This is a genomic window from Burkholderia pyrrocinia (assembly GCF_018417535.1).
In the GTDB taxonomy this organism is placed as follows: Bacteria; Pseudomonadota; Gammaproteobacteria; order Burkholderiales; family Burkholderiaceae; genus Burkholderia; species Burkholderia pyrrocinia_E.
The window spans coordinates 1,872,445-1,892,936 of record NZ_CP070977.1; the positions used below are offsets into that span (position 1 = coordinate 1,872,445).

20 protein-coding genes and 4 tRNA genes are annotated in these 20,492 nt (G+C 67.4%); 9 read left to right on the forward strand and 15 right to left on the reverse strand.

Going from position 1 to position 20,492, the window contains the following annotated elements; translation table 11 throughout:
- Window positions 1-223: 223 nt before the first annotated feature.
- Complete coding sequence (gudD, locus tag JYG32_RS08645) at window positions 224-1,576, forward strand: glucarate dehydratase (RefSeq protein WP_174383888.1); 1,353 nt, start codon at window positions 224-226, stop codon at window positions 1,574-1,576.
- 186 nt (window positions 1,577-1,762) lie between these two features.
- On the opposite strand, the gene JYG32_RS08650 is transcribed toward gudD, so the two are convergent.
- The 3 genes from JYG32_RS08650 to JYG32_RS08660 form a co-directional block, all read right to left on the reverse strand.
- Window positions 1,763-2,227, reverse strand: coding sequence for a DUF2214 family protein (locus JYG32_RS08650; RefSeq protein ID WP_213265314.1), 465 nt, complete (start codon window positions 2,225-2,227; stop codon window positions 1,763-1,765).
- A 39-nt stretch (window positions 2,228-2,266) separates the two neighbouring features.
- Window positions 2,267-3,094 (reverse strand): hypothetical protein, encoded by an 828-nt coding sequence (locus tag JYG32_RS08655; protein WP_213265315.1) that lies wholly within the window; start codon window positions 3,092-3,094, stop codon window positions 2,267-2,269.
- 236 nt (window positions 3,095-3,330) lie between these two features.
- Window positions 3,331-4,395, reverse strand: a complete 1,065-nt coding sequence (locus JYG32_RS08660; protein WP_043182037.1) for a glycosyltransferase family 4 protein — start codon at window positions 4,393-4,395, stop codon at window positions 3,331-3,333.
- Between the two features lie 564 nt (window positions 4,396-4,959).
- Between JYG32_RS08660 and JYG32_RS08665 the strand changes: the two genes are divergently transcribed.
- A complete protein-coding gene (locus JYG32_RS08665) occupies window positions 4,960-6,792 on the forward strand; it encodes an ABC transporter ATP-binding protein (protein ID WP_174381924.1) in 1,833 nt (610 codons plus the stop codon).
- Window positions 6,793-6,914: 122 nt separating this feature from the next.
- On the opposite strand, the gene otsA is transcribed toward JYG32_RS08665, so the two are convergent.
- Both otsA and otsB read right to left on the reverse strand, forming a co-directional pair.
- Window positions 6,915-8,294 carry an alpha,alpha-trehalose-phosphate synthase (UDP-forming) gene (otsA, locus tag JYG32_RS08670; protein WP_174381923.1) on the reverse strand — a complete coding sequence of 460 codons (1,380 nt, stop codon included), beginning with the start codon at window positions 8,292-8,294 and terminating at the stop codon, window positions 6,915-6,917.
- Window positions 8,291-9,043 (reverse strand): trehalose-phosphatase, encoded by a 753-nt coding sequence (otsB, locus tag JYG32_RS08675; protein WP_174381922.1) that lies wholly within the window; start codon window positions 9,041-9,043, stop codon window positions 8,291-8,293. Before otsB ends, otsA begins: the two co-directional genes overlap by 4 nt.
- Before the next feature lie 282 nt (window positions 9,044-9,325).
- Between otsB and JYG32_RS08680 the strand changes: the two genes are divergently transcribed.
- Genes JYG32_RS08680 through JYG32_RS08690 form a run of 3 tightly spaced genes read left to right on the forward strand, consistent with a single transcriptional unit; the run spans window position 9,326 to window position 11,300 of the window.
- Window positions 9,326-9,961 (forward strand): SCO family protein, encoded by a 636-nt coding sequence (locus tag JYG32_RS08680; protein ID WP_213265316.1) that lies wholly within the window; start codon window positions 9,326-9,328, stop codon window positions 9,959-9,961.
- A gap of 12 nt (window positions 9,962-9,973) precedes the next feature.
- Window positions 9,974-10,420, forward strand: coding sequence for a copper chaperone PCu(A)C (locus JYG32_RS08685; protein ID WP_213265317.1), 447 nt, complete (start codon window positions 9,974-9,976; stop codon window positions 10,418-10,420).
- Window positions 10,421-10,430: 10 nt separating this feature from the next.
- Window positions 10,431-11,300, forward strand: coding sequence for a cytochrome c oxidase assembly protein (locus JYG32_RS08690; protein WP_174381919.1), 870 nt, complete (start codon window positions 10,431-10,433; stop codon window positions 11,298-11,300).
- Window positions 11,301-11,322: 22 nt separating this feature from the next.
- Here the strand turns inward: JYG32_RS08690 and JYG32_RS08695 are convergent, their stop codons facing one another.
- Window positions 11,323-11,814: a GNAT family N-acetyltransferase gene (locus tag JYG32_RS08695; protein ID WP_213265318.1), complete on the reverse strand. Its 492-nt coding sequence runs from the start codon at window positions 11,812-11,814 to the stop codon at window positions 11,323-11,325.
- Window positions 11,815-11,940: 126 nt separating this feature from the next.
- Entirely contained in the window at window positions 11,941-12,807 is an 867-nt protein-coding gene (locus JYG32_RS08700; protein WP_174381917.1) for a pirin family protein, read from the reverse strand.
- 109 nt (window positions 12,808-12,916) lie between these two features.
- On the opposite strand from JYG32_RS08700, the gene JYG32_RS08705 reads away from it, so the two are divergent.
- Entirely contained in the window at window positions 12,917-13,834 is a 918-nt protein-coding gene (locus JYG32_RS08705; RefSeq protein ID WP_213265319.1) for a LysR family transcriptional regulator, read from the forward strand.
- Window positions 13,835-13,938: 104 nt separating this feature from the next.
- Window positions 13,939-14,442 (forward strand): GAF domain-containing protein, encoded by a 504-nt coding sequence (locus JYG32_RS08710; RefSeq protein WP_174381915.1) that lies wholly within the window; start codon window positions 13,939-13,941, stop codon window positions 14,440-14,442.
- A gap of 147 nt (window positions 14,443-14,589) precedes the next feature.
- Here the strand turns inward: JYG32_RS08710 and map are convergent, their stop codons facing one another.
- The gene (map, locus tag JYG32_RS08715) at window positions 14,590-15,396 is read right to left on the reverse strand and encodes a type I methionyl aminopeptidase (protein ID WP_213265320.1); all 807 of its coding nucleotides are present in this window, start codon (window positions 15,394-15,396) and stop codon (window positions 14,590-14,592) included.
- Entirely contained in the window at window positions 15,396-15,632 is a 237-nt protein-coding gene (locus tag JYG32_RS08720) for a ParD-like family protein (protein ID WP_174381913.1), read from the reverse strand. The genes map and JYG32_RS08720 overlap by 1 nt, the downstream gene beginning before the upstream one ends.
- A 148-nt stretch (window positions 15,633-15,780) precedes the next feature.
- Between JYG32_RS08720 and JYG32_RS08725 the strand changes: the two genes are divergently transcribed.
- Together JYG32_RS08725 and JYG32_RS08730 are read left to right on the forward strand one after the other, a co-directional pair.
- Entirely contained in the window at window positions 15,781-16,401 is a 621-nt protein-coding gene (locus JYG32_RS08725) for a helix-turn-helix domain-containing protein (RefSeq protein WP_213265321.1), read from the forward strand.
- Window positions 16,402-16,471: 70 nt separating this feature from the next.
- Window positions 16,472-17,020, forward strand: a complete 549-nt coding sequence (locus JYG32_RS08730) for a GNAT family N-acetyltransferase (protein WP_213265322.1) — start codon at window positions 16,472-16,474, stop codon at window positions 17,018-17,020.
- A gap of 90 nt (window positions 17,021-17,110) precedes the next feature.
- On the opposite strand, the gene JYG32_RS08735 is transcribed toward JYG32_RS08730, so the two are convergent.
- From JYG32_RS08735 to uvrC, 6 genes are all read right to left on the reverse strand, one after another.
- Window positions 17,111-17,184: transfer RNA gene (locus JYG32_RS08735), tRNA-Cys, on the reverse strand.
- A gap of 101 nt (window positions 17,185-17,285) precedes the next feature.
- Window positions 17,286-17,361 (reverse strand) — tRNA-Gly (locus JYG32_RS08740).
- A gap of 51 nt (window positions 17,362-17,412) precedes the next feature.
- A tRNA-Gly gene (locus JYG32_RS08745) sits at window positions 17,413-17,488 on the reverse strand.
- Between the two features lie 53 nt (window positions 17,489-17,541).
- Window positions 17,542-17,617: transfer RNA gene (locus tag JYG32_RS08750), tRNA-Gly, on the reverse strand.
- A gap of 142 nt (window positions 17,618-17,759) precedes the next feature.
- Window positions 17,760-18,347, reverse strand: coding sequence for a CDP-diacylglycerol--glycerol-3-phosphate 3-phosphatidyltransferase (gene pgsA / locus JYG32_RS08755; protein ID WP_011544951.1), 588 nt, complete (start codon window positions 18,345-18,347; stop codon window positions 17,760-17,762).
- A 98-nt stretch (window positions 18,348-18,445) separates the two neighbouring features.
- Complete coding sequence (gene uvrC, locus JYG32_RS08760) at window positions 18,446-20,479, reverse strand: excinuclease ABC subunit UvrC (RefSeq protein WP_213265323.1); 2,034 nt, start codon at window positions 20,477-20,479, stop codon at window positions 18,446-18,448.
- Between the last annotated feature and the right edge of the window lie 13 nt (window positions 20,480-20,492).

Below are 20,492 nucleotides of genomic sequence, written 5' to 3' on the forward strand. Positions count from 1 at the left end.
AAGCCGGCGTTCCGGCGCCTGCCTGGTCCCATGCGTTACGATCAGCCAGCGTTCGCGTTCTGCGCTCCGCTGGTCCGGTTGCCGCTCCCACCCCGTTCCGGGTTGCTGTCGACATGCAGGCCTTGCGCGCCGCGCACGTCGGTTGTCGAATGATCGCACCTCCCGCCGCGCGCGGCAAAGCTTTTGCCGCACGGCATTGCCCACTCTTTTGCCATCGCCGCCCATGAACGCCGTCACAGCCTCGCCTTCCCACGACACGCCGCGCATCGTCGACCTGCAAGCGATTCCGGTCGCCGGCCACGACAGCATGCTGCTCAACCTGAGCGGCGCTCACGGCCCGTTCTTCACCCGCAACCTCGTGATCCTGAAGGACAGCGCGGGCCGGACCGGCGTCGGCGAAGTGCCGGGCGGCGAAAGCATCCGCCGCACGCTCGACGATGCGCGCGCGCTCGTCGTCGGCCAGCCGGTCGGCAATTACCACGCGGTGCTCAACGAAGTGCGGCGCACCTTCGCCGATCGCGACGCAAGCGGCCGCGGGCTGCAGACCTTCGACCTGCGCACGACGATCCACGCGGTTACCGCGCTCGAAGCCGCGCTGCTCGACCTGCTCGGGCAGCATCTCGGCGTGCCGGTCGCCGCGCTGCTCGGCGAGGGCCAGCAGCGCGAGCGCGTCGAAATGCTCGGCTACCTGTTCTACGTCGGCGATCGCACGAAGACCGCGCTGCCCTATCGCGACGGCAGCGGCGCGACCGACGACTGGACGCGCGTGCGTGACGAAGCCGCGCTGACGCCCGAGGCCGTCGTGCGACTCGCCGAGGCCGCGCATGCGCGCTACGGCTTCAACGACTTCAAGCTGAAAGGCGGCGTGTTCGAAGGCGCCAGCGAGATCGAGGCCGTGACGGCGCTCGCCGAGCGCTTCCCCGACGCGCGCGTGACACTCGACCCGAACGGCGCGTGGTCGCTCGCCGAGGCCGTGCGGCTGTGCCGCGACCAGCATCACGTGCTCGCTTATGCGGAAGATCCGTGCGGCGCGGAGAACGGTTACTCGGGCCGCGAGGTGATGGCCGAATTCCGCCGCGCGACGGGGCTGCCGACGGCGACCAACATGATTGCGACCGACTGGCGGCAGATGGGCCACGCGGTGCAGCTTCAGTCCGTCGACATCCCGCTCGCCGATCCGCACTTCTGGACGATGCAGGGTTCGGTGCGCGTCGCGCAGATGTGCCGCGACTGGGGCCTCACGTGGGGCTCGCATTCGAACAACCACTTCGACGTGTCGCTCGCGATGTTCACGCATGTCGCGGCCGCCGCGCCGGGCCAGGTCACCGCGATCGACACGCACTGGATCTGGCAGGACGGCGAGCGGCTGACGCGCGAGCCGCTGAAGATCGAGAACGGGCTGGTGGAAGTGCCGAAGCGGCCGGGGCTCGGCATCGACATCGACATGGATGCGGTCGCGCTCGCGCACGAGCTGTACAAGCAGCACGGGCTCGGCGCGCGCGACGACGCGGCGGCCATGCAGTATCTGATCCCGGGGTGGACGTTCGACAACAAGCGCCCCTGCCTCGTGCGCTGAGCACGGGAAGGACCGGGCGGCGGGATCGCCCGGTCGGGACGGACGCGGAAGGAATGACGCAGCGCGCGGCCGGCTCGGCTGGTGCCGGGCTGGAGATGTTGCGTCGGTGGAGCGGGATCCGGATGGTTGCGGCGATAGCGCACCTGCGCGGCCAGGGCCTGGCCGGCCGCACCTATCCGGCCAGACCTAGCCGGCCGCCCCAATCCCCCGCGCCATCCCCGATGCGGCGAACACGATGACGACCAGCAGCACGGCCTGCCAATGGCCGATCCGCACATAGGTGCGCGCCCGGCCGATATCGGGCATCTGCTGCTGCCGCGCGGCGACACGCCAGCGGATCAGCCCGAGCATCGGCACGACCTCGAGCAGCAGGATCAGTACGAGCGCGGTCATCTTCAGATGAAAGAGCGGTTCGTGCAGGTAGTACGCGGAACCTTTCTCGAACCCGCCGAATGCGCGCATCAGCCCTGTTACGATCAGCACGAGCGCCGACAGCCCCCAGGCCGCATCGGCCTTGAATACGCCGGGCAAGTCGGCAGCCTGCGTCGACGCGACGAGCCGGCGCAACGCGCGGTTGCGTCCCGCGATCGCGGCAAACGCGACAGCGAACGCACTCAGGTGAACGGCAGCCAGCAACCAACGGACGATCATCGCGCCTCCTTGTCGCCCGCGCCCCGTGCGCAGGCCCTGTCAGACGATCTGCTTGAGCGCCGCGTCGAGCGCGAGCACCGCGACGCGGTCGCCGTCGGTCGCGAGCGGCGCGCGCATCACGGTCTGCCGGTTATGGCCGACGGCCGCCGGCGAATCCCACAGCAGCTCCACCTTCGGCCGCTGGAACAGGCCGCCGCGACGCGGCGGCACGGCAGCAGGCTGCACGTCCGGCGCGCCCTGCTCGCCCTGCTCGCCCTGCTCGCCCGCGGCGGGCGCCGCCCGGCCGGGCCAGCGCACCGACAGCTCGCGCGCGTCGTACTGGCCGACCTTGCGGCTTTCCATCCAGACGATCACGGTGCGCGTCAGCACGTCGAGCGAAATCGCATAACGGCCGACCGCGAAGCGGCGTGCCGCCACGTTGGTGCGCCACAGCGGCCGCGGGCGGCAGATCCAGACGATCGCCGCATAGAGCGCCGGCGCAGCGACGAGCCAGCCATTGGTCGCCGTCACCGCATGCAGCGCACCGCGCCAGCCGGCCGCCCATGCGAACGCGCCGATCGACCAGACGGCAAACAGGAAACCGATCAGCGCGAAGACGCGCAGCGCCTGACGCAGCCACTGCGGCAGCGGATGGAACGGCCGCTCGGCGCGCGCGACTGCGCCCGGCAGCGCGAGCAGCAGGAAGATCAGCACGAGGTAGATGAATGCCCACGGCGACGACACCATCGCCGACAGCGATGAGCGATAGCCCATCTGGGACATCGAGAACAGCCAGCGCGCGAGCAGCACGAGACCGATCGCGCGCAACGCGAAGATCACACCGGCGCCGGGGGCCGGCGCTGCGCGCGTGGTTTTCGTTCTCGCCAAGACTGCTCTCCTCTGGATGATCGTGGGGGCCGGATTTCGCGGCACGGCCATTATAGGGACATTACCGTCTGGACAGACGGCAGGATGGCGTGCCGGATCGCTTCAGCGGTCGTTCGCGGCGTCGGGCGCGGCGAGAATACAACAGATCCGCGCCGCAGATGTGACAACGCCCCGCCGGGAACCCGGACGGGGCGTCGATGACGGCCGCCCGCCGCAGCGCGGCGGCGGCCGGCGAATCAGCCGGCGTTGACTTCGCGGAGCACCGTGCGGCGCTTCTGGCGCAGCAGTTCCTCATAGCCCTTCACGTAGTTCTGCGCCATCACCTTCGACGAGAAACGTGCTTCGAACGCGGCGCGGACCTTCTCGCGCGGCAGCGTATCGAGGCGCTTGAGCGCCGCGACGGCCGACAGTTCGTCTTCGACGACGAAGCCCGACACGCCGTTGTCGATCACTTCCGGCACCGAGCCGCGCTTGAACGCGATCACCGGCGTGCCGCAGGCCATCGCCTCGATCATCACCAGGCCGAAGGGCTCCGGCCAGTCGATCGGGAACAGCAGCGCGTGCGCGTTGCCGAGGAATTCGGTCTTTTCGGACTCGCTGATTTCGCCGATGTACTCGACGTGCGGCAGCGCGAACAGCGGCTTGATCTTTTCTTCGTAGTACGCGCGGTCGGCCTTGTCGAGCTTCGCGGCGATCTTGATCGGCAGGCCGGCCTGCTCGGCGATGCGGATCGCCGTGTCGACGCGCTTCTCCGGCGAGATGCGGCCGAGGAACGCGAGATAGCTCGGCTTCACGTTCGGGATCGGCGTCAGCAGGTTTTCCGGCAGGCCGTGGTAGACGGTCGACAACCAGTTCGCCTGCTGCAGCGGGATGCGCTGGTTGTCGGAGATCGACACGACCGGCACGTCGCTGAACGCGTTGAAGATCGGCTGCAGTTCCGGCAGGTCGAGACGGCCGTGCATCGTCGTCAGGTGCGGGACCGGCTGGCGCGAGAACAGCGAGAACGGGTAATAGTCGATGTGGCAGTGCAGGACATCGAACTCTTCCGCGCGGCGGCGCACCTGCTCGAGCAGCAGCATGTGCGGTGCCATCACGTCGCGGATCGTCGGGTCGAGGCGCAGCGCCTGCGGCCAGCAGGCTTCGAGCTTCGCGGAGGTTTGCGAATCGCCGCTCGCGAAGAGCGTGACGTCATGCCCCATCTCGACAAGTGCTTCGGTGAGGTAGGACACCACTCGCTCGGTACCACCGTACAGCTTCGGGGGGACCGCTTCGTGCAACGGAGCGATTTGGGCGATTCGCATGCGTAACTCCTAAAAAATCGGCTAAAAACCAGGTATGGGTCGGCAACCTGCGGGCGGTCCGGGCTGGATGCATGTCGTCCGAACATCGGACGAATCAGCCTGCCGGGGGCGTCGAACCCGCGCTGCTCAAGGAGCGTCGGCGACGCGACAGGCATAGAACGTTTGAAACGAAGACCCGTTGACAGGGGTTCGTAAAAAACCTGGAATCGAACCCGGAGCCGATTATCTAGGGTTAATCCCGATACGGCGCACAACATTTCAAACACTTTACTTTGTTACAAAGGCGCAACACTTTGCAACCCGCGGACTCGGGTGTCCGTTCTAGAGTGGAAGGCCCTTTTGGCGATCCTTGTCACCCGTGACTGCCGGCAGCGTGATTCCGGCACATGAAGCGGGACGGGATGCCGGATTTTATCTCAAAATCGATCGCGAGCCCCTGCACAAGGCAAGATTCGCGCAGCGCGACGCACGGCCTTGTTTACAATGCCGGATTATTCAGTCCGGGCGAACGTCGGCATGCGAACCCGCCGCAACGCTCAATCACCGAATCACCGCACGCATATTTTGGAATCTCTCACCCCTGCCCAGCGCAACGCCCACAACGCGAAGCTGTCGAGCTACGCGCACCGGCCGATCGCGTTCCTGTTCCGCTACATCCGCCTGCACCCCGTCGCCCACCTCATCGTGCTGTGCAGCGTGCTGGCCGCCGTCGGCTGCGCACTCGGCTCGCAATACGCGATCAAGCACCTGATCGACGTGCTGGCAACCGGGCGCCATCATCCGGGCCCGCTGTGGAGCGCGTTCGCGCTGCTCGTCGGGCTGATCGCGGCCGACAACCTGCTGTGGCGCGTCGGCGGCTGGGTCGCCGCGCACACGTTCGTCGCGGTCACCGGCGACCTGCGGCGCGACCTGTTCCAGTACCTGATCGGCCATTCGCCGACCTACTACTCGGAAAAGCAGCCCGGCACGCTCGCGAGCCGCATCACCGCCACGTCGAACGCGGTCTACACGTCCGAGAACACGATGGCGTGGAACGTGCTTCCACCGTGCATCGCGGTGATGGGCGCGATCCTGATGATCATCGTCGTCAATCCGTTGATGGCCGCCGGCCTGCTCGGCTGCTCGGCCGTGCTGTCCGTCATCCTGTTCAAGCTCGCCGGGCGCGGCTCGGCCCGCCACCATGCGTTCGCCGCAAAGGCCGCGGCGGTCGACGGCGAACTCGTCGACGTGATCGGCAACATGGGCCTCGTGCGTGCGTTCGGGATGACGCTGCGCGAACAGAAGCGCTTCGGCGCGACGGTCAAGGCCGAGATGGACGCGCGCCAGCAGAGCCTGCTCTATCTCGAGAAGCTGCGCCTGCTGCACGCGGTGATCACCGCGATGCTGTCCGCCGGCTTGCTCGGCTGGGCACTGTGGCTGTGGGACCAGGGCCGCGCGACGTCGGGCGACATCGTGCTCGTCAGCTCGCTCGGCTTCACGATCCTGCACGGCACGCGCGATCTCGCGGTCGCGCTCGTCGATGTCACGCAGCACATCGCGCGCCTGTCCGAAGCCGTGAAGACGCTGCTCGAGCCGCACGGGATGCAGGACCACTCCGACGCGCAACCGCTGTCGGCCAAGGGCGGCCGCGTCGACTTCGAGCGCGTGACCTTCGCGTATCCGCACCGCCGCGCGATCCTCGACCACTTCGACCTCCATATCGAACCGGGTCAGCGCGTCGGCCTGATCGGCAAGTCGGGCGCCGGCAAGTCGACCGTGCTCGCACTGCTGCAGCGCTTCTACGATACGCAGGACGGCATCGTGAAGGTCGACGGCCAGGACGTGAAGACGATCACGCAGGACAGCCTGCGCCACGCGATCGCGCTAGTGCCGCAGGACATCTCGCTGCTGCACCGGACGATCTACGACAACATCGCGTACGGCCGCCCCGATGCGACCCGCGACCAGGTGCTCGCCGCCGCGCGCGACGCGCGCTGCGCGGAGTTCATCGAGGCAATGCCGGAAGGCTATGACACGATCGTCGGCGACCGCGGCGTCAAGCTGTCCGGCGGCCAGCGCCAGCGCATCGCGATCGCACGCGCGATCCTGAAGGATGCGCCGATCCTGTTGCTCGACGAAGCGACGTCGGCGCTCGACAGCGCGTCCGAGGAAGCGATCCAGAGCGCGCTCGACCGCCTGATGGTCGGCCGCACGGTGATCGCGATCGCCCACCGCCTGTCGACGCTGCGCAACTTCGACCGGATCATCGTGATGAGCAACGGCAAGGTGATCGACGACGGCAGCCCCGACGTACTGCGCAACCGCCCTGGCCTGTATCGCGACCTGCTCGCGAAGCAGCACGGCCGCCATCACGCGGCACCCGACGGCAACACGCCGACCGGCGAACGCGTGGCCTGACGCGTCCGCGCGCAGCCGATAAAAAGCCGCCGTGCTTCACGCACCGCGGCTTTTTTCATTGCATCGGGAACGGCCTGTCGGCATGGTGCGAAACGCGCCACGCGATGCGCCGGACCTGCCGGCTAGCCGTGCTGCAGATCGCGCAGGAAGTTGTCGCGCCACACGGATACATTGTTCTCGCGAAGCTGCGCGATCATGTCCGTATAACGCGCGCGCCGTTCGGCGAGCGGCATCGTCAGCGCTTGCGACAGCGCATCGGCCATCCCGTCGATATCGATCGGATTGACGATCAGCGCGCCTGTCAGCTCGCGCGCGGCGCCCGCGAAGCGCGACAGCACGAGCACGCCCGGATCGTCCGGATTCTGCGCGGACACGTACTCCTTCGCGACGAGGTTCATCCCGTCGCGCAGCGGCGTCACGAAGCCCACGCGTGCGAGCCGGTACAGCGCGGCCAGCACCTGGCGGTCGTACTGGCGATGAATGTAGAGGATCGGCGCCCAGTCGAGCTCCGCGTAGCGCCCGTTGATGCGCCCCGACTCCGCTTCGAGCTGCAGGCGGATGTCCTGGTACGCGCGCAGGTCCGCGCGCGTCGACGGCGCGATCTGCAGGAACGACACACGATTGCGGATCGACGCCTGGTGCTCGAGCAGTTTCTCGAACGCGCGGAACCGCTCGACGAGCCCCTTCGAATAATCGAGCCGGTCGACGCTCATGATCAGTTGCCGCCCGCGCAGCGACGTCGCGAGCGTGCGTACGGCCTTGCCGTGCTCGCCCGCCTGCGCGAGCGATGCGATCTCGTCCGGATACACGCCGATCGGATAGGCGGCCGCGCGCAGCGTCTGGCCGAACGCGCGCACGCGGACCGTGTAGCCGTCGCGCTCGATCTCGCCGCCCGCCTCGAATTCGACGTAGTCGCAGAACGCGCGCAGGTCAGGCTCGGTCTGGAAACCGAGCAGGTCGAACGCACACAGCGACTCGACGAGTTCGCGGTGCGGCGGCACGTTGACGAGCACCTGCGCGGCCGGAAACGGAATGTGCAGGAAGAAGCCGATGCGGTTCTTCACGCCAGCCTCGCGCAGCGCACGCGCGAACGGGATCAGGTGATAGTCGTGCACCCAGATCACGTCGTCGTCCTGCAGCAGCGGCACGAGCTGCTGCGCAAGCCAGACGTTGACGCGGCGGTAGCCGTCGAATTCGTGGCGGTCGTACTGGATCAGGTCCGCGCGGTAATGGAACGCGGGCCACAGCGTCGCGTTCGAGAAACCGCGGTAGTACTGGTCGTAATCGCGGCGCGACAGGCCGACGGTCGCGAACGTCACCGGCCCGCGCTCCTCGACGCGGATCTGCGGCGCGCCGGATGCGACGACCTCGCCGCTCCAGCCGAACCACATCCCGCCCGTCTCCTTCAGCGCATCGTAGACGCCGATCGCGAGGCCGCCCGCCGCCGGTTCGCCTTCCGAAATCGGTGCGACGCGGTTTGAAACGATGATGAGACGGCTCATGCGTGCGGCTGCCCCGCGCCAAGCCAGCGCGCGATCTGCTCGTGCAGCGCGTCGACCGAGTCGAGCCGCATGCGGGCAGACGTCTCGCCCGCACCGACCTTGATCGACAGGCCGCCACGCGCATTGACCACCGCGAAGCCCTTCTCGTCCGTCAGGTCGTCGCCCGCGAACAGCGGCACGCGGCCCGCGAACGGCGGCTCGTTGAGGAACGCGGCCAGCGCGCGCCCCTTGTCGACACTCTTCGGCTTGATCTCGAACACCATCTTGCCGGGCTGCAGCACATACGCATCGGCATAGTCGGCGACGAGCCGCTCGGTCGCTTCGCGCGCCGCCACTTCGCGCTCGGGCGCATTGCGAAAATGCAGCGCGACGGCCGCGCCCTTGATTTCGAGCAGCATGCCCGGATGGCGATCGACGACGGCCGCGAGCTCGCGCTCGATGCGCAGCAGACGTTCGTCGTTGAAGCCGATACGCTGCGTGTCGCCGTTCGCATCGCGGCGCTCCGCGCCGTGCAGGCCGGCAATCGGCAGGCCGGGCATCTTCAGGAACGTGTCGAGGTTGTCGATTCCGCGCCCGGACACGATCGCGACCGCGCCGTGCGAGCGGCGGCGCAGCTCGTCGAGCAGCGTCAACAGCGACGGCGGAACGTGAATGCTGTCGGGCGTCGGCGCCAGTTCGACGAGCGTGCCGTCGAAGTCGAAGAAGAACGCGGTATCGGTCAGGGACAGGGAAGCCGGAACGGATTGCATCGATTCGATAGTCTGAGGGGCGGCCGGCAATGGCCGGGCCGCCGCTGCGCGCATGGAATTGTGCGCATCTTACCGCGCCTGCGCATCGAGTTGGGCGAAACCGGCGCATCGCAAGCAGCGCGCCGCCGGCCGCGTCAACTGCGACATATTGCCCCGCTCGCCCGTGCCGTACGGGTTTCGAAAGGACGCGGGCGCGCGAATTGCGCTACAGTCGCAACCGCCTGCCGCGCGACGCATGGCGCCGCGCCGGCCGGTCCCCCTTCCGTCCGATCGAGCCCCAGGATGTCGTTTGCCCGTCCCGCGCCGCACCGGCGCTTCTCACGCTTCATCCGCACGGCCGCGGCACTCGCCGCCGCCGTGGCGCTCGCCGCGTGCACGCACGACGAGCCGCGCTGGAACCTGACCAACGTCACCGGCCACCTGCCCGACCTGTCGTTCACGCTGACGGGCGGTGACGGCCATCCCGTCGACGCCGATGCGTTTCACGGCCAGGTCGCGCTCGTCTACTTCGGCTATACGCACTGCCCCGATGTCTGCCCCGAAACGATGGCGCGGCTGATGGAAGTGCTCGCGAAACTCGGCCCGCAGGCGAACGACGTGCGCATCCTGTTCGTCTCGGTCGATCCCGCGCGCGACACGCCGCAGGCAATGCAGTCGTATGTCGCCGCGTTCGACGCCGCGCATGCGCGCGGCCTGACCGGCACCGATCGCCAGATCGAATCGCTCGCGAAACGCTATCGCGTCGCGTACCAGATGGAAAAACGCGATCCGTCCGGCGGCTACGAAGTCACGCACAGCTCGGCCGTCTACATCTTCGACGCGACCGGCCGTGCGCGCCTGCTCGCGACCGACCGCGACTCGCCCGACGCCATCGCCGCCGACGTGCGCCGGATCATCGACACCGCCTCCACTACCTGAATGCATTCCAACATGAAGACGAAGACGACACTCAAGGCGTTCGCCCTCCTCGCCGCGCTGTGCGCCGGCGCCCAAGCCTATGCCGCCGGCGCGATCACCGCGCAGAACGCGTGGGTGCGCTGGCTGCCGAACAAGCTGCCCGCCGGCGGCTACGTGACGCTCGTGAACACGGGCGACAAGCCGGTCGATCTCGTCGACGTCGACAGCCCCGACTACGGGATGACGATGCTGCACCAGACCGTCTCGAACGGCTCGACGCAGAAGATGGAAATGGTCGACAAGCTGACGATCCCCGCGCGCGGCAAGGTCGACATCGCGCCGGGCGGCTACCACTTCATGCTCGAGGAGCCGAAGCACGCGATCAAGCCCGGTGACACCGTGCACCTGCGCCTGAAATTCTCCGACGGCGAAACGGTCGACGCGCCGTTCGCGGTGAAGTCGCCGGCCCAGGCAAAGTAATGCGCGCGCGATGAACCTCCTGTACTGGCTCGATCCGTGGGAACCGTCGCCAACCGTCGTCATCGCGGTGCTGACGGCCGCCGTGCTGTTCGCGCGCGGCGTGAAGAAGGCGAAGGTGTCGCCGCTGCGGCAGTTCTCGTTCTGGTTCGGGCTGACGGCGCTCTACATCGCGCTGCATACGCGGCTCGATTATTTCTTCGAGCACGAATTCTTCCTGCACCGCGCGCAGCATCTCGTGCTGCACCATCTCGGGCCGTTCTTCATCGCACTGTCCTATCCGGGCGCGGCGATTCGGGCAGGTATTCCGTTCAGTTGGCGGCAGCGCTTCGTGCGTCCCGCGCTCGCGTGGGCGCCCGTGCGCGCGACGCTCGACGTGGTGTTCCATCCCGTCGTCGCGGTCGTGCTGTTCGTCGGGCTGATCTATTTCTGGCTGCTGTCGCCGATCCACTTCATCGCGATGCTCGACTGGCGTCTCTATCGCGTGATGAACTGGAGCATGGTGATCGACGGGCTGCTGTTCTGGTGGCTCGTCGTCGATCCGCGTCCCGCGCCGCCCGCGCGGCTGTCGCCGGGCCGCCGGATCCTGATCGTCGTCGCGGCGATCCCGCCGCAGATCGCGCTCGGTGCACTGATCTTCTTCACGCCGCACGAGCTGTATCCGATCTACTCGATCTGCGGCCGCGCGTTCACGTGGCTGAGCCCGCTGCGCGACCAGCAGATCGGTGGCCTGCTGCTGTGGATTCCCGGCTCGATGATGAGCGTGATCGGCGCGCTGATCGCGCTGCGGCACTGGCTGCGACTGTCCGCGCGCGGGCGCCTGATCGGCGAACGGGCCGCCCCGCGCACGGACCAGCCGTCGGTGGCGCGCGCCTCGCACTGACCGCCGCGCGGCGCGTGGCGCATCACGCGCGCGCGCTGCTCATCCACACGTGCGGGATGCCGTCCTCGTCGTGCACGTCCGAACTCGGCGTAAAGCCGAATGCCCCGTAAAAACGCTGCAAGTGGGCCTGCGCATGCAGGCTCACGGGCACATCCGGCCACTGCGCGCGGATATGCTCGAGCGCGCGCGACAGCAGCCCGTTGCCGAGGCCCGCGCCGCGAAACGCGGCGGTCGTCAGCACGCGGCCGATCCGCACGTCGGTATTCTGCGCATCGGGCAACAGCACGCGCAGATAGCCGGCCAGGCGGCCGGCCGGATCGTACGCGGCCAGATGCCATGCGGCCTGGTCCGCGTCGTCGATGTCGCGATACACACAGTTTTGCTCGACCACGAACACCGCGCTGCGCGCTTCGAGGATCGAATAGATTTCGCGCGCCGTCAGCGCGTCGAAGGATTTCCAGCGCCAGTCGAGATCGGCGGCGCTCGGGGAAGCAGCGGGTGCGGATGCGTTCATCTGGGGTCCTGATTCGAGCGCGCCGGCCGGCGCGCGGCAACCGTCGATTATGCCTCGAAGCGCATACGGCGCGCGACCATTCGCCCGCGCGCGAAAAAAGGCCCCGCATGGCGCGGGGCCTGTCCGTCATGCCGGCATCTGGCCGAACCGGCCGCTGTTGAAGTCGTCGATAGCTGTACGGATCTCCGCTTGCGAGTTCATCACGAACGGCCCGTAACCGACGACGGGCTCGTCGATCGGCTCGCCGCTCAGGATCAGCAGCTTCGCATCGCCGTTCGCTTCGATCTCGACGTCGCGGCCGTCACGCCCCAGTTGCACGAACTGCGCTTCGCGGGCGACCGTCTCGCCGTTCACCTGCACCGTGCCGCTCAGCACGACCACCGCGAGCGTGCGCCCTTCGGCGACCGGAAACCGCGCATGGCCACCTGCCACGAGCCGCACGTCCCACACGTCGATCGGCGTGTGCGTGCGGGCCGGGCCGCGCCGCCCGTCGAGTTCGCCCGCGATGATCCGCGCACGCCCCGCGCCGTCCGGCAGCTCGACCACGGGGATGTCCGCGTTCAGCAGCGTCTGGTAGCCGGGCGCCCCCATCTTGTCCGCGGCGGGCAGGTTCACCCACAACTGCACCATCTCGAGCGGACCGCCACGCTTCGTGAATGCCTCCGAGTGGAATTCCTCGTGCAGGATCCCGCTCGCGGCCGTCATCCACTGCACGTCGCCCGGGCCGATCACGCCGCCCGCGCCGGTCGAGTCGCGGTGAGCGACCTCGCCGTCATAGACGATCGTCACCGTTTCGAACCCGCGGTGCGGATGCTGGCCGACGCCGCGCGGCGCCGTAGCCGGCTCGAACGTCGCGGGGCCCGCGTAATCGAGCAGCAGGAACGGGCTCAGGTGCGTGCCGTGAGACTGGTAGCTGAACATCGAACGCACCGGGAAACCGTCGCCGACCCAATGGCCGCGCGGCGCACTGTACACACCCTGGATCTTCTTCATTGCCCTCTCCAAATTGCGGCGAAACACGTGTTTCGCATCCTGAGTACGAATATAGAGGTGGAACGATCGATCCGGTAGACTGCCAAAATCGCACTCAGCGTTCCATTTCATGAACGATAAAGAGCGGGATCTGAACGATCTCTACTACTTCGTGCAGGTCGTCGAGCATGGCGGCTTCGCGCCTGCCGGGCGCGCGCTGGACCTGCCGAAATCGAAGCTGAGCCGCCGCATCGCGCTGCTCGAGGAACGGCTCGGGATGCGGCTGATCCAGCGCTCGACACGCCGCTTCACCGTCACCGACGTCGGCCAGACCTATTACGCGCATTGCCGTGCGATGCTCGTCGAGGCCGATGCCGCCGACGAGGCGATCGCGCTGCTGCACGAGGAGCCGCGCGGCATCGTGCGCGTCAGTTGCCCGGTCGTGCTGCTCGATTCGCTGGTCGGCGCGATGATCGCCGCGTTCATGGCCGCGTGCCCGCGCGTCGAGATCCACCTGGAAGCGACCAACCGGCGCGTCGACGTGGTCGGCGAAGGCATCGACGTCGCGATCCGCGTACGTCCGCCGCCGCTCGAGGACAGCGATCTCGCGCTGCGCGTGCTGGCCGAGCGCGGCCAGTGCCTCGTCGCGAGCCCCGCGCTGCTGCGCGAGCGCGGCGTGCCGGCCGTTCCCGCCGATCTCGCGCGCCTGCCGAGCCTCGATCACGGCGTGCCGCAGTCCGCGCACGTGTGGCGGCTGCGCGGGCCCGACGGCGCTCAGGCCGAAATCCATCACCAGCCGCGCTTCGTGACGGGCGGCATGCTCGCACTGCGCGCGGCGGCGGTCGCGGGCGTCGGTGTCGTGCAGTTGCCGACGATGATGGTGCGCGACGAGGTCGCGCGCGGCGAACTGACAACGGTACTGCCGGACTGGGCGCCGCGCCGCGAGATCGTGCACGCGGTGTTCGCGTCGCGCCGAGGGCTGCTGCCCGCGGTGCGGGCGCTGCTCGATTTTCTGGCGGAGCGGTTCGCGGAACTCGAGCCCGATTGAGCGCGCGCGCATCGTACGCGACCGCGCGCTGTAGACCGCACGCGCGTGCCGTAGACTGCGGTACGCGCATCGCGCATTTTCACAACCCCTATCGTTTTCCTGCCATGTTCACGCTGTCCAACGACCCCACCGCCTCCAAGGCCGATCAATACGCGACGCTCGTCGAGCAGGCCCGCGCGCTCGTCGAGTCCGAACGCGACCTGACCGCGAACGCGGCGAATTTCTCCGCGCTCGTCTACCACTCGCTCGACCGCCTCAACTGGGCCGGCTTCTACTTCTTCGACGGGACCGAACTCGTGGTCGGGCCGTTCCAGGGCAAACCCGCGTGCGTGCGGATCGCGCTCGGCAAGGGCGTGTGCGGCACGGCCGCGCAGACGCGCGCGACGCAGGTCGTGCGCGACGTGCATGACTTCCCCGGCCATATCGCGTGCGATGCGGCATCGGAATCGGAAATCGTCGTGCCGCTGGTGGCCGGCGACGGCACGTTGATCGGCGTGTGGGACGTCGACAGCCCGGTCGCCGCGCGCTTCGACGACGAAGACCGCAAAGGAATGGAAGCGTTGTGCCGCGTGTTCGTCGAACACGCGTGGCAGAAGGCGCGCGGTTAAGTCGCGATTACGCCGCGGTTAAGCATCCCGCGGCCGGTCGCCGCGATCGCGCGCGAATCGCGCCGCGCGACCTCGAACGAAACGGGCCCCGCGACGGGGCCCGATCAATTGGGCTGCTGCGCCGCAATGTACGGCGCACTGCAGGCGTCAGGCAGCGTGCGAGCCGGAAAGCGCCGCGAACGCCTGCGGCTTCGCATCGTCGGTCAGCACCTCGAAGCCCGTTTCCGTCACCACGACCATGTGCTCCCATTGCGCGGACAGCGAATGGTCTTTCGTGACGACCGTCCAGCCGTCCGGCAGCACGCGCGTGTCGCGCTTGCCCGCGTTGAGCATCGGCTCGATCGTGAAGATCATCCCCGGCCGCAGCGGCACGCCGGTGCCCGGACGGCCGTAGTGAAGCACCTGCGGCTCGTCGTGATAGACGTCGCCGATGCCGTGCCCGCAGTACTCGCGGACCACACTGAACCCTTCGCGATGCGCGACCTGCTGGATCGCATAACCGACATCGCCCAGCGTCGCGCCCGGACGCACCGCGCGGATGCCCGCGTGCATCGCCTCGTAGGTCGCCGCGACGAGGCGCCGCGCGAGTTCGCCCGGTTCGCCGACGAAATACATGCGGCTCGTATCGCCGTACCAGCCGTCCTTGATCACCGCGATATCGAGGTTCACGATGTCGCCGTCGCGCATCGGCCGTGGCGACGGAATGCCGTGACAGACCACGTGGTTGACCGACGCGCACAGGGTCTTCGGATAACCGTGGTAGCCGATGTTCGCCGGTATCGCGCCGAGCACGTCGACGATGTATTCGCGGCAGCGCGCGTCCAGTTCGTCAGTGGAGACACCCGGCTTCACATGCTCGGTGATCATCGTCAGCACCTGTGACGCGAGCTTCGCGGCCTCGCGCGACTTGGCGATTTCTGCGTTGCCGCGGATCGGGATTTCGCGCTTCGCCATTACGCCACCTGCTCGATGCCGTGCGCGACCGGCTCCGCCGGCCCGGTGTCGCCGCCCCGAGCTTCGGCCTCGATCAGCATCCGGCAGATGTCGCCGTACGACAGCGCCGGATTGAGTTCCGCCAGCATCCCGACACGCAGCCAGTGTTCGGCCTGCGCGTTGATCGAACGGCTCAGCGCCGTGCTGGTCGAGCGCAGCCGCTCGTGCATGTGCTCGGAAATCTTGATGATGCCCATATATCCCCAATTAAACGAAACGTAGTCGATTCGTATATTACGCTGCGCGCGACTGCCGGGCAAGCCGTACGGAGGCCGTCGCGCCATCGGTTGGCCGCTATAAATGCCGTTGACACCGATTTCCAGTTTGCTGGAGAATAAATCCATCATGCAAGAATCAGTGACACCCGCAGCCGACGATACCGGCATCAACGAGCGCATTGCCCGACGCGTGCGCGACCTGCGCACTGTTCGAGGCTACACGCTCGATGCGCTGGCCGCGCGCTCCGGCGTCAGCCGTTCGATGATCTCGCTCATCGAACGCGCGTCGGCCAGCCCGACGGCCGTCGTGCTCGACAAGCTCGCGGCAGGTCTCGGCGTATCGCTGGCCGGGCTGTTCGGCGGCGACCAGGACGACACGCCCGCGCAGCCGCTGGCTCGGCGCGCGCAGCAGGCAGAATGGCGCGATCCGGCGTCCGGCTATGTGCGGCGCAATCTGTCCCCGCCCGGCTGGCCGTCGCCGCTCCAGCTCGTCGAGGTCGATTTCCCGCCCGGCGCGCGCGTCGCGTACGACAGCGGCGGACGCGAAAGCGCGCTGCATCAGCAGGTGTGGATCGTCCGCGGCCGCGTCGACGTCACGTTCGGCGGCGAGCTTCACGAACTTCACGAAGGCGACTGTCTGGCCCTGCGGCTCGATCAGCCGCTGATCTTCAGCAACCCGTCGCCGCATGCCGCGCGCTATGTCGTCGTGATCTGCGATGCGTCCGCCGCCGGCGCGCGGAGCGCGTGATGCGCGCCCCGCCCCGTCGTCCGATGCGCGCGCCGTGTGCGCGACCCGTTCAAAACCAACAGGAGTCGACATGAATTCCCCGCAACAGCGCGACGACGTGCGCCTGATCGATTGCAGCGAGACCGAGCACGCAGCGGCCATCCTCGAGATCCTGAACGACGCGATCGCGAACTCGACCGCGCTGTACGACTACCGGCCGCGCCCGCCCGAAGCGATGGTCACGTGGTTCGCGACAAAGCGCGCGGGCGGTTTTCCGGTCGTCGGCGCGGTGGACGCGTCGGGCACGCTGCTCGGGTTCGCGAGCTGGGGCACGTTCCGTGCGTTCCCCGCTTACAAGTACACGGTGGAACACAGCGTCTACGTGCACCATGACCAGCGCGGCCGCGGCCTTGGCGAGCTGCTGCTGCGCGAAGTGATCCGGCGCGCGCGCGAAGCGCAGGTGCATGTGCTGGTCGGCTGTATCGATGCGACCAATGCCGGAAGCATCGCTCTGCATACGAAACTGGGATTCGTCCACTCGGGCACGATCACGGAAGCGGGATTCAAGTTCGGCCGCTGGCTCGATGCGGCGTTTTATCAGTTGAAGCTCGAGACGCCGACGCAGCCGGTGGATGGCTGATCGTCTGTACGCCGTTGCATCCGCAACGGCCGCGAAGCCACGCAGAAAAAAGAAAAGCCCCGCCGAAGCGGGGCTTTTTCTCTTGCTACCTGGAGGCGCGAGCCGGAGTCGAACCGGCCTAAACGGCTTTGCAGGCCGCTGCATAACCGCTTTGCTATCGCGCCAAAAGCGGGCTGTCCGGATGCCGTGAAGGCAAGCGACAGATTTTTTATTCGAGGACCGGAGGTCCATCAAATAAAAAGGGAAGCTTGGCTTCCCCATTACTTGGAGCGGGAGACGAGTCTCGAACTCGCGACCTCAACCTTGGCAAGGTTGCGCTCTACCAACTGAGCTACTCCCGCATTGTCCTGCATGTGCAACGCTTTGCCGACCAACACGCTGCCGAAAAATCCTGGAGCGGGAGACGAGTCTCGAACTCGCGACCTCAACCTTGGCAAGGTTGCGCTCTACCAACTGAGCTACTCCCGCATTTGTCCTGCATGTGCAGCGCTTTGCCGACCAACACGCTGCCAGAAAAATCCTGGAGCGGGAGACGAGTCTCGAACTCGCGACCTCAACCTTGGCAAGGTTGCGCTCTACCAACTGAGCTACTCCCGCGTATTGCTGCGCTACTGCTTCCCCGTCGCACCTACTTCGCCGTGCAGCGGAGAAGCGAGATTATGTCGAAGGCACATTCGTATGTCAAGGGCTTTTCCAGCCCTTTTTCCAAAGACCTGCGCCGCCGAACGCGTGGCGCGGGTCATGCGCCGCCGCGCTCGCGAATCTGCGGCCACGCGAGCTTCATGTAGTACAGCATCGACCAGATCGTCAGCACCGCTGCGAGATACATCAGCCACTCGCCCCACACGCGCGTGTCGATCGTCACGACCCCGAGCGGCAACGGCCCGTAGAACAGCAGCATCGGGATCGCGACCATCTGGCACGCGGTCTTGAACTTGCCGAGCTGGTTCACCGCGACGCTCTTCGACGCGCCGATCTGCGCCATCCACTCGCGCAGCGCCGAGATCGCGATCTCGCGGCCGACGATCACGAGCGCGATTGCCGCGTCGACGCGCGAAATCTGCACGAGGATCAGCAGCGCGGCCGTCACCATCAGCTTGTCAGCCACCGGATCGAGAAATGCACCGAACGACGATGTCTGGTTCCACTTGCGTGCGAGAAAACCGTCGAACCAGTCGGTCAGCGCGGCGAGGATGAAGATCGCCGCCGCCGCGAGATTGCGGTGCGCGCCGCCCATCACCGTGTCCGGCAAATAGAACACGCCGACGACGAGCGGAATCAGCACGATCCGCACCCACGTCAGGAAAATCGGGAAATTGAACGGCATGGCATCCGGGACAGTAAAGGATTCGCAATTGTGCCGTGTCGACCGGCCTGCCACAAGAACGCTAAAACGCGGGCAAGGCAGCCGGCCGCACGGGCGCGTCAATGAAGCTGCTTGTAGATCTGCTCGGCAAGCGCGTGCGAGATGCCCTCGACGCTCGCGAGCTCCTCGACGCTCGCGGCAACGACGCCGCGCAACCCGCCGAACCGCGCGAGCAGCCGCTGCCGGCGCTTCGCGCCGATGCCTTCGAGCTCCTCGAGCCGCGACGTCTGGCGCGTCTTCGCCCGCTTCGCGCGCATGCCGGTGATCGCGAAACGGTGCGCCTCGTCGCGGATCTGCGCGACGAGCATCAGCGCGGCGCTCTCCTTGCCGAGTTCGAGCGGCGTGCGGTCGTCCGCGAATACGAGCGTCTCGAGGCCGACCTTGCGCCCCTCGCCTTTCGCGACGCCGACCAGCATCGACGTGTCGAGGCCGAGCTCGGTGAACACCTGGCGCGCGATTTCGACCTGACCCTTGCCGCCGTCGATCAGCACGAGGTTCGGCAGCAGGCTCGACGCCTCGGCCTTGCGCGTCGACTCGCCGTCGATGCCCGCCGCATCGTCGGCGGCGGCGGCCTGCGCGGCCTGCTCGACCATCTTCTCGTAGCGGCGCGTGAGCACCTGTCGCATCGCCGCGTAATCGTCGCCAGGCGTGATGCCGGTGATGTTGTAGCGGCGGTACTCGCCCGACTGCATCTTGTGATGGTGATAGACGACGCACGACGCCTGCGTCGCCTCGCCCATCGTATGGCTGATGTCGAAGCATTCGATCCGCAGCGTCGCGAGATCGTCGCATTCGTAGCTGAGCGTCTCCGCGAGCGCGCGCGTACGCGCCTGCTGCGAGCCCTGCTCGGACAGCAGCCGCGCCAGCGCGATCTGCGCATTCTGCTCGGCCATCGACAGCCACGCGCGCCGCTGCCCCTGCGGCTGCCGCACCAGCGACACCTTGTGGCCGGCCTGCTCGGACAGCAGCTCGAGCAGGTCGCGGCTCGCGGGCGCATGGCTCACGACGAGCACCGGCGGCACCCGATTGCCGAGATAGTGCTGCGCGATAAATGCGTCGAGAACTTCGGCCTCGACCGAAGCCGCCGCGTCGCCGCGCGCGCTGCCGCCCTCTTCCGCGGTCTGGTCGGGCATCACGCCGTCGGTCGCGTCGGCAATTTCCGCCACCTCGCCCTCGTCGCCGAGACCGCCTTCGGCGAGCGTCAGCGCGCTTTCGACGTGCGTCGGGAAATACGCCTTGTCGCCGAGATGACGGCCACCGCGCACCATCGCGAGGTTCACGCACACGCGGCCGCCCTGCGCGACCACCGCCAGGATGTCGACGTCGCTGTCGCTGCCGACCTCGATCGCCTGCTGGTGCAGCACCGTCGCGAGCGAGCTCATCTGGTTGCGCACGGCCGCCGCCTGCTCGAATTTCAGTTCGGCCGCGAACGCGTGCATCTTCTGCTCGAGCTCCTTCATCACTTCGGACTGCCGGCCGAGCAGGAAGCGCGCGGCGTTCGACACGTCGACCGCGTAATCCTCGTCGGAGATCGCGCCGACACACGGCGCCGTGCAACGCCCGATCTGGTGCAGCAGGCACGGCCGCGTGCGGTTGTTGAAGACCGAATCCTCGCAGGTCCGCAACTGGAACACGCGCTGCAGGATCTGGATGCTCTCGCGCACGGCCCACGCGCTCGGGAACGGCCCGAAATACTGGTTCTGCTTGTCGACCGAGCCGCGGTAGTAGGCCATCCGCGGAAAACGGTGCGCGGTGAGCTTCAGGTACGGATACGACTTGTCGTCGCGAAACAGGATGTTGTAGCGCGGCGCGAGCGCCTTGATCAGGTTGTTCTCGAGCAGCAGCGCCTCGGCTTCCGAGCGCGTGACGGTCGTCTCGATGCGCGCGATGCGCGTGACCATCATCGCAATGCGCGGCGACAGTTGCGTCTTCGTGAAATAGCTCGACACGCGCTTCTTCAGATCGCGCGCCTTGCCGACGTAGAGGACGGCGCCCGCCGTGTCGTAATAGCGATAGACACCCGGCATGTGCGGCAACTGCGCAAGGATCTTCTTCGGTTCGAACGGAGTATCGGAGGCTTCTGGGGATGTCATGCGTGATCCGGGC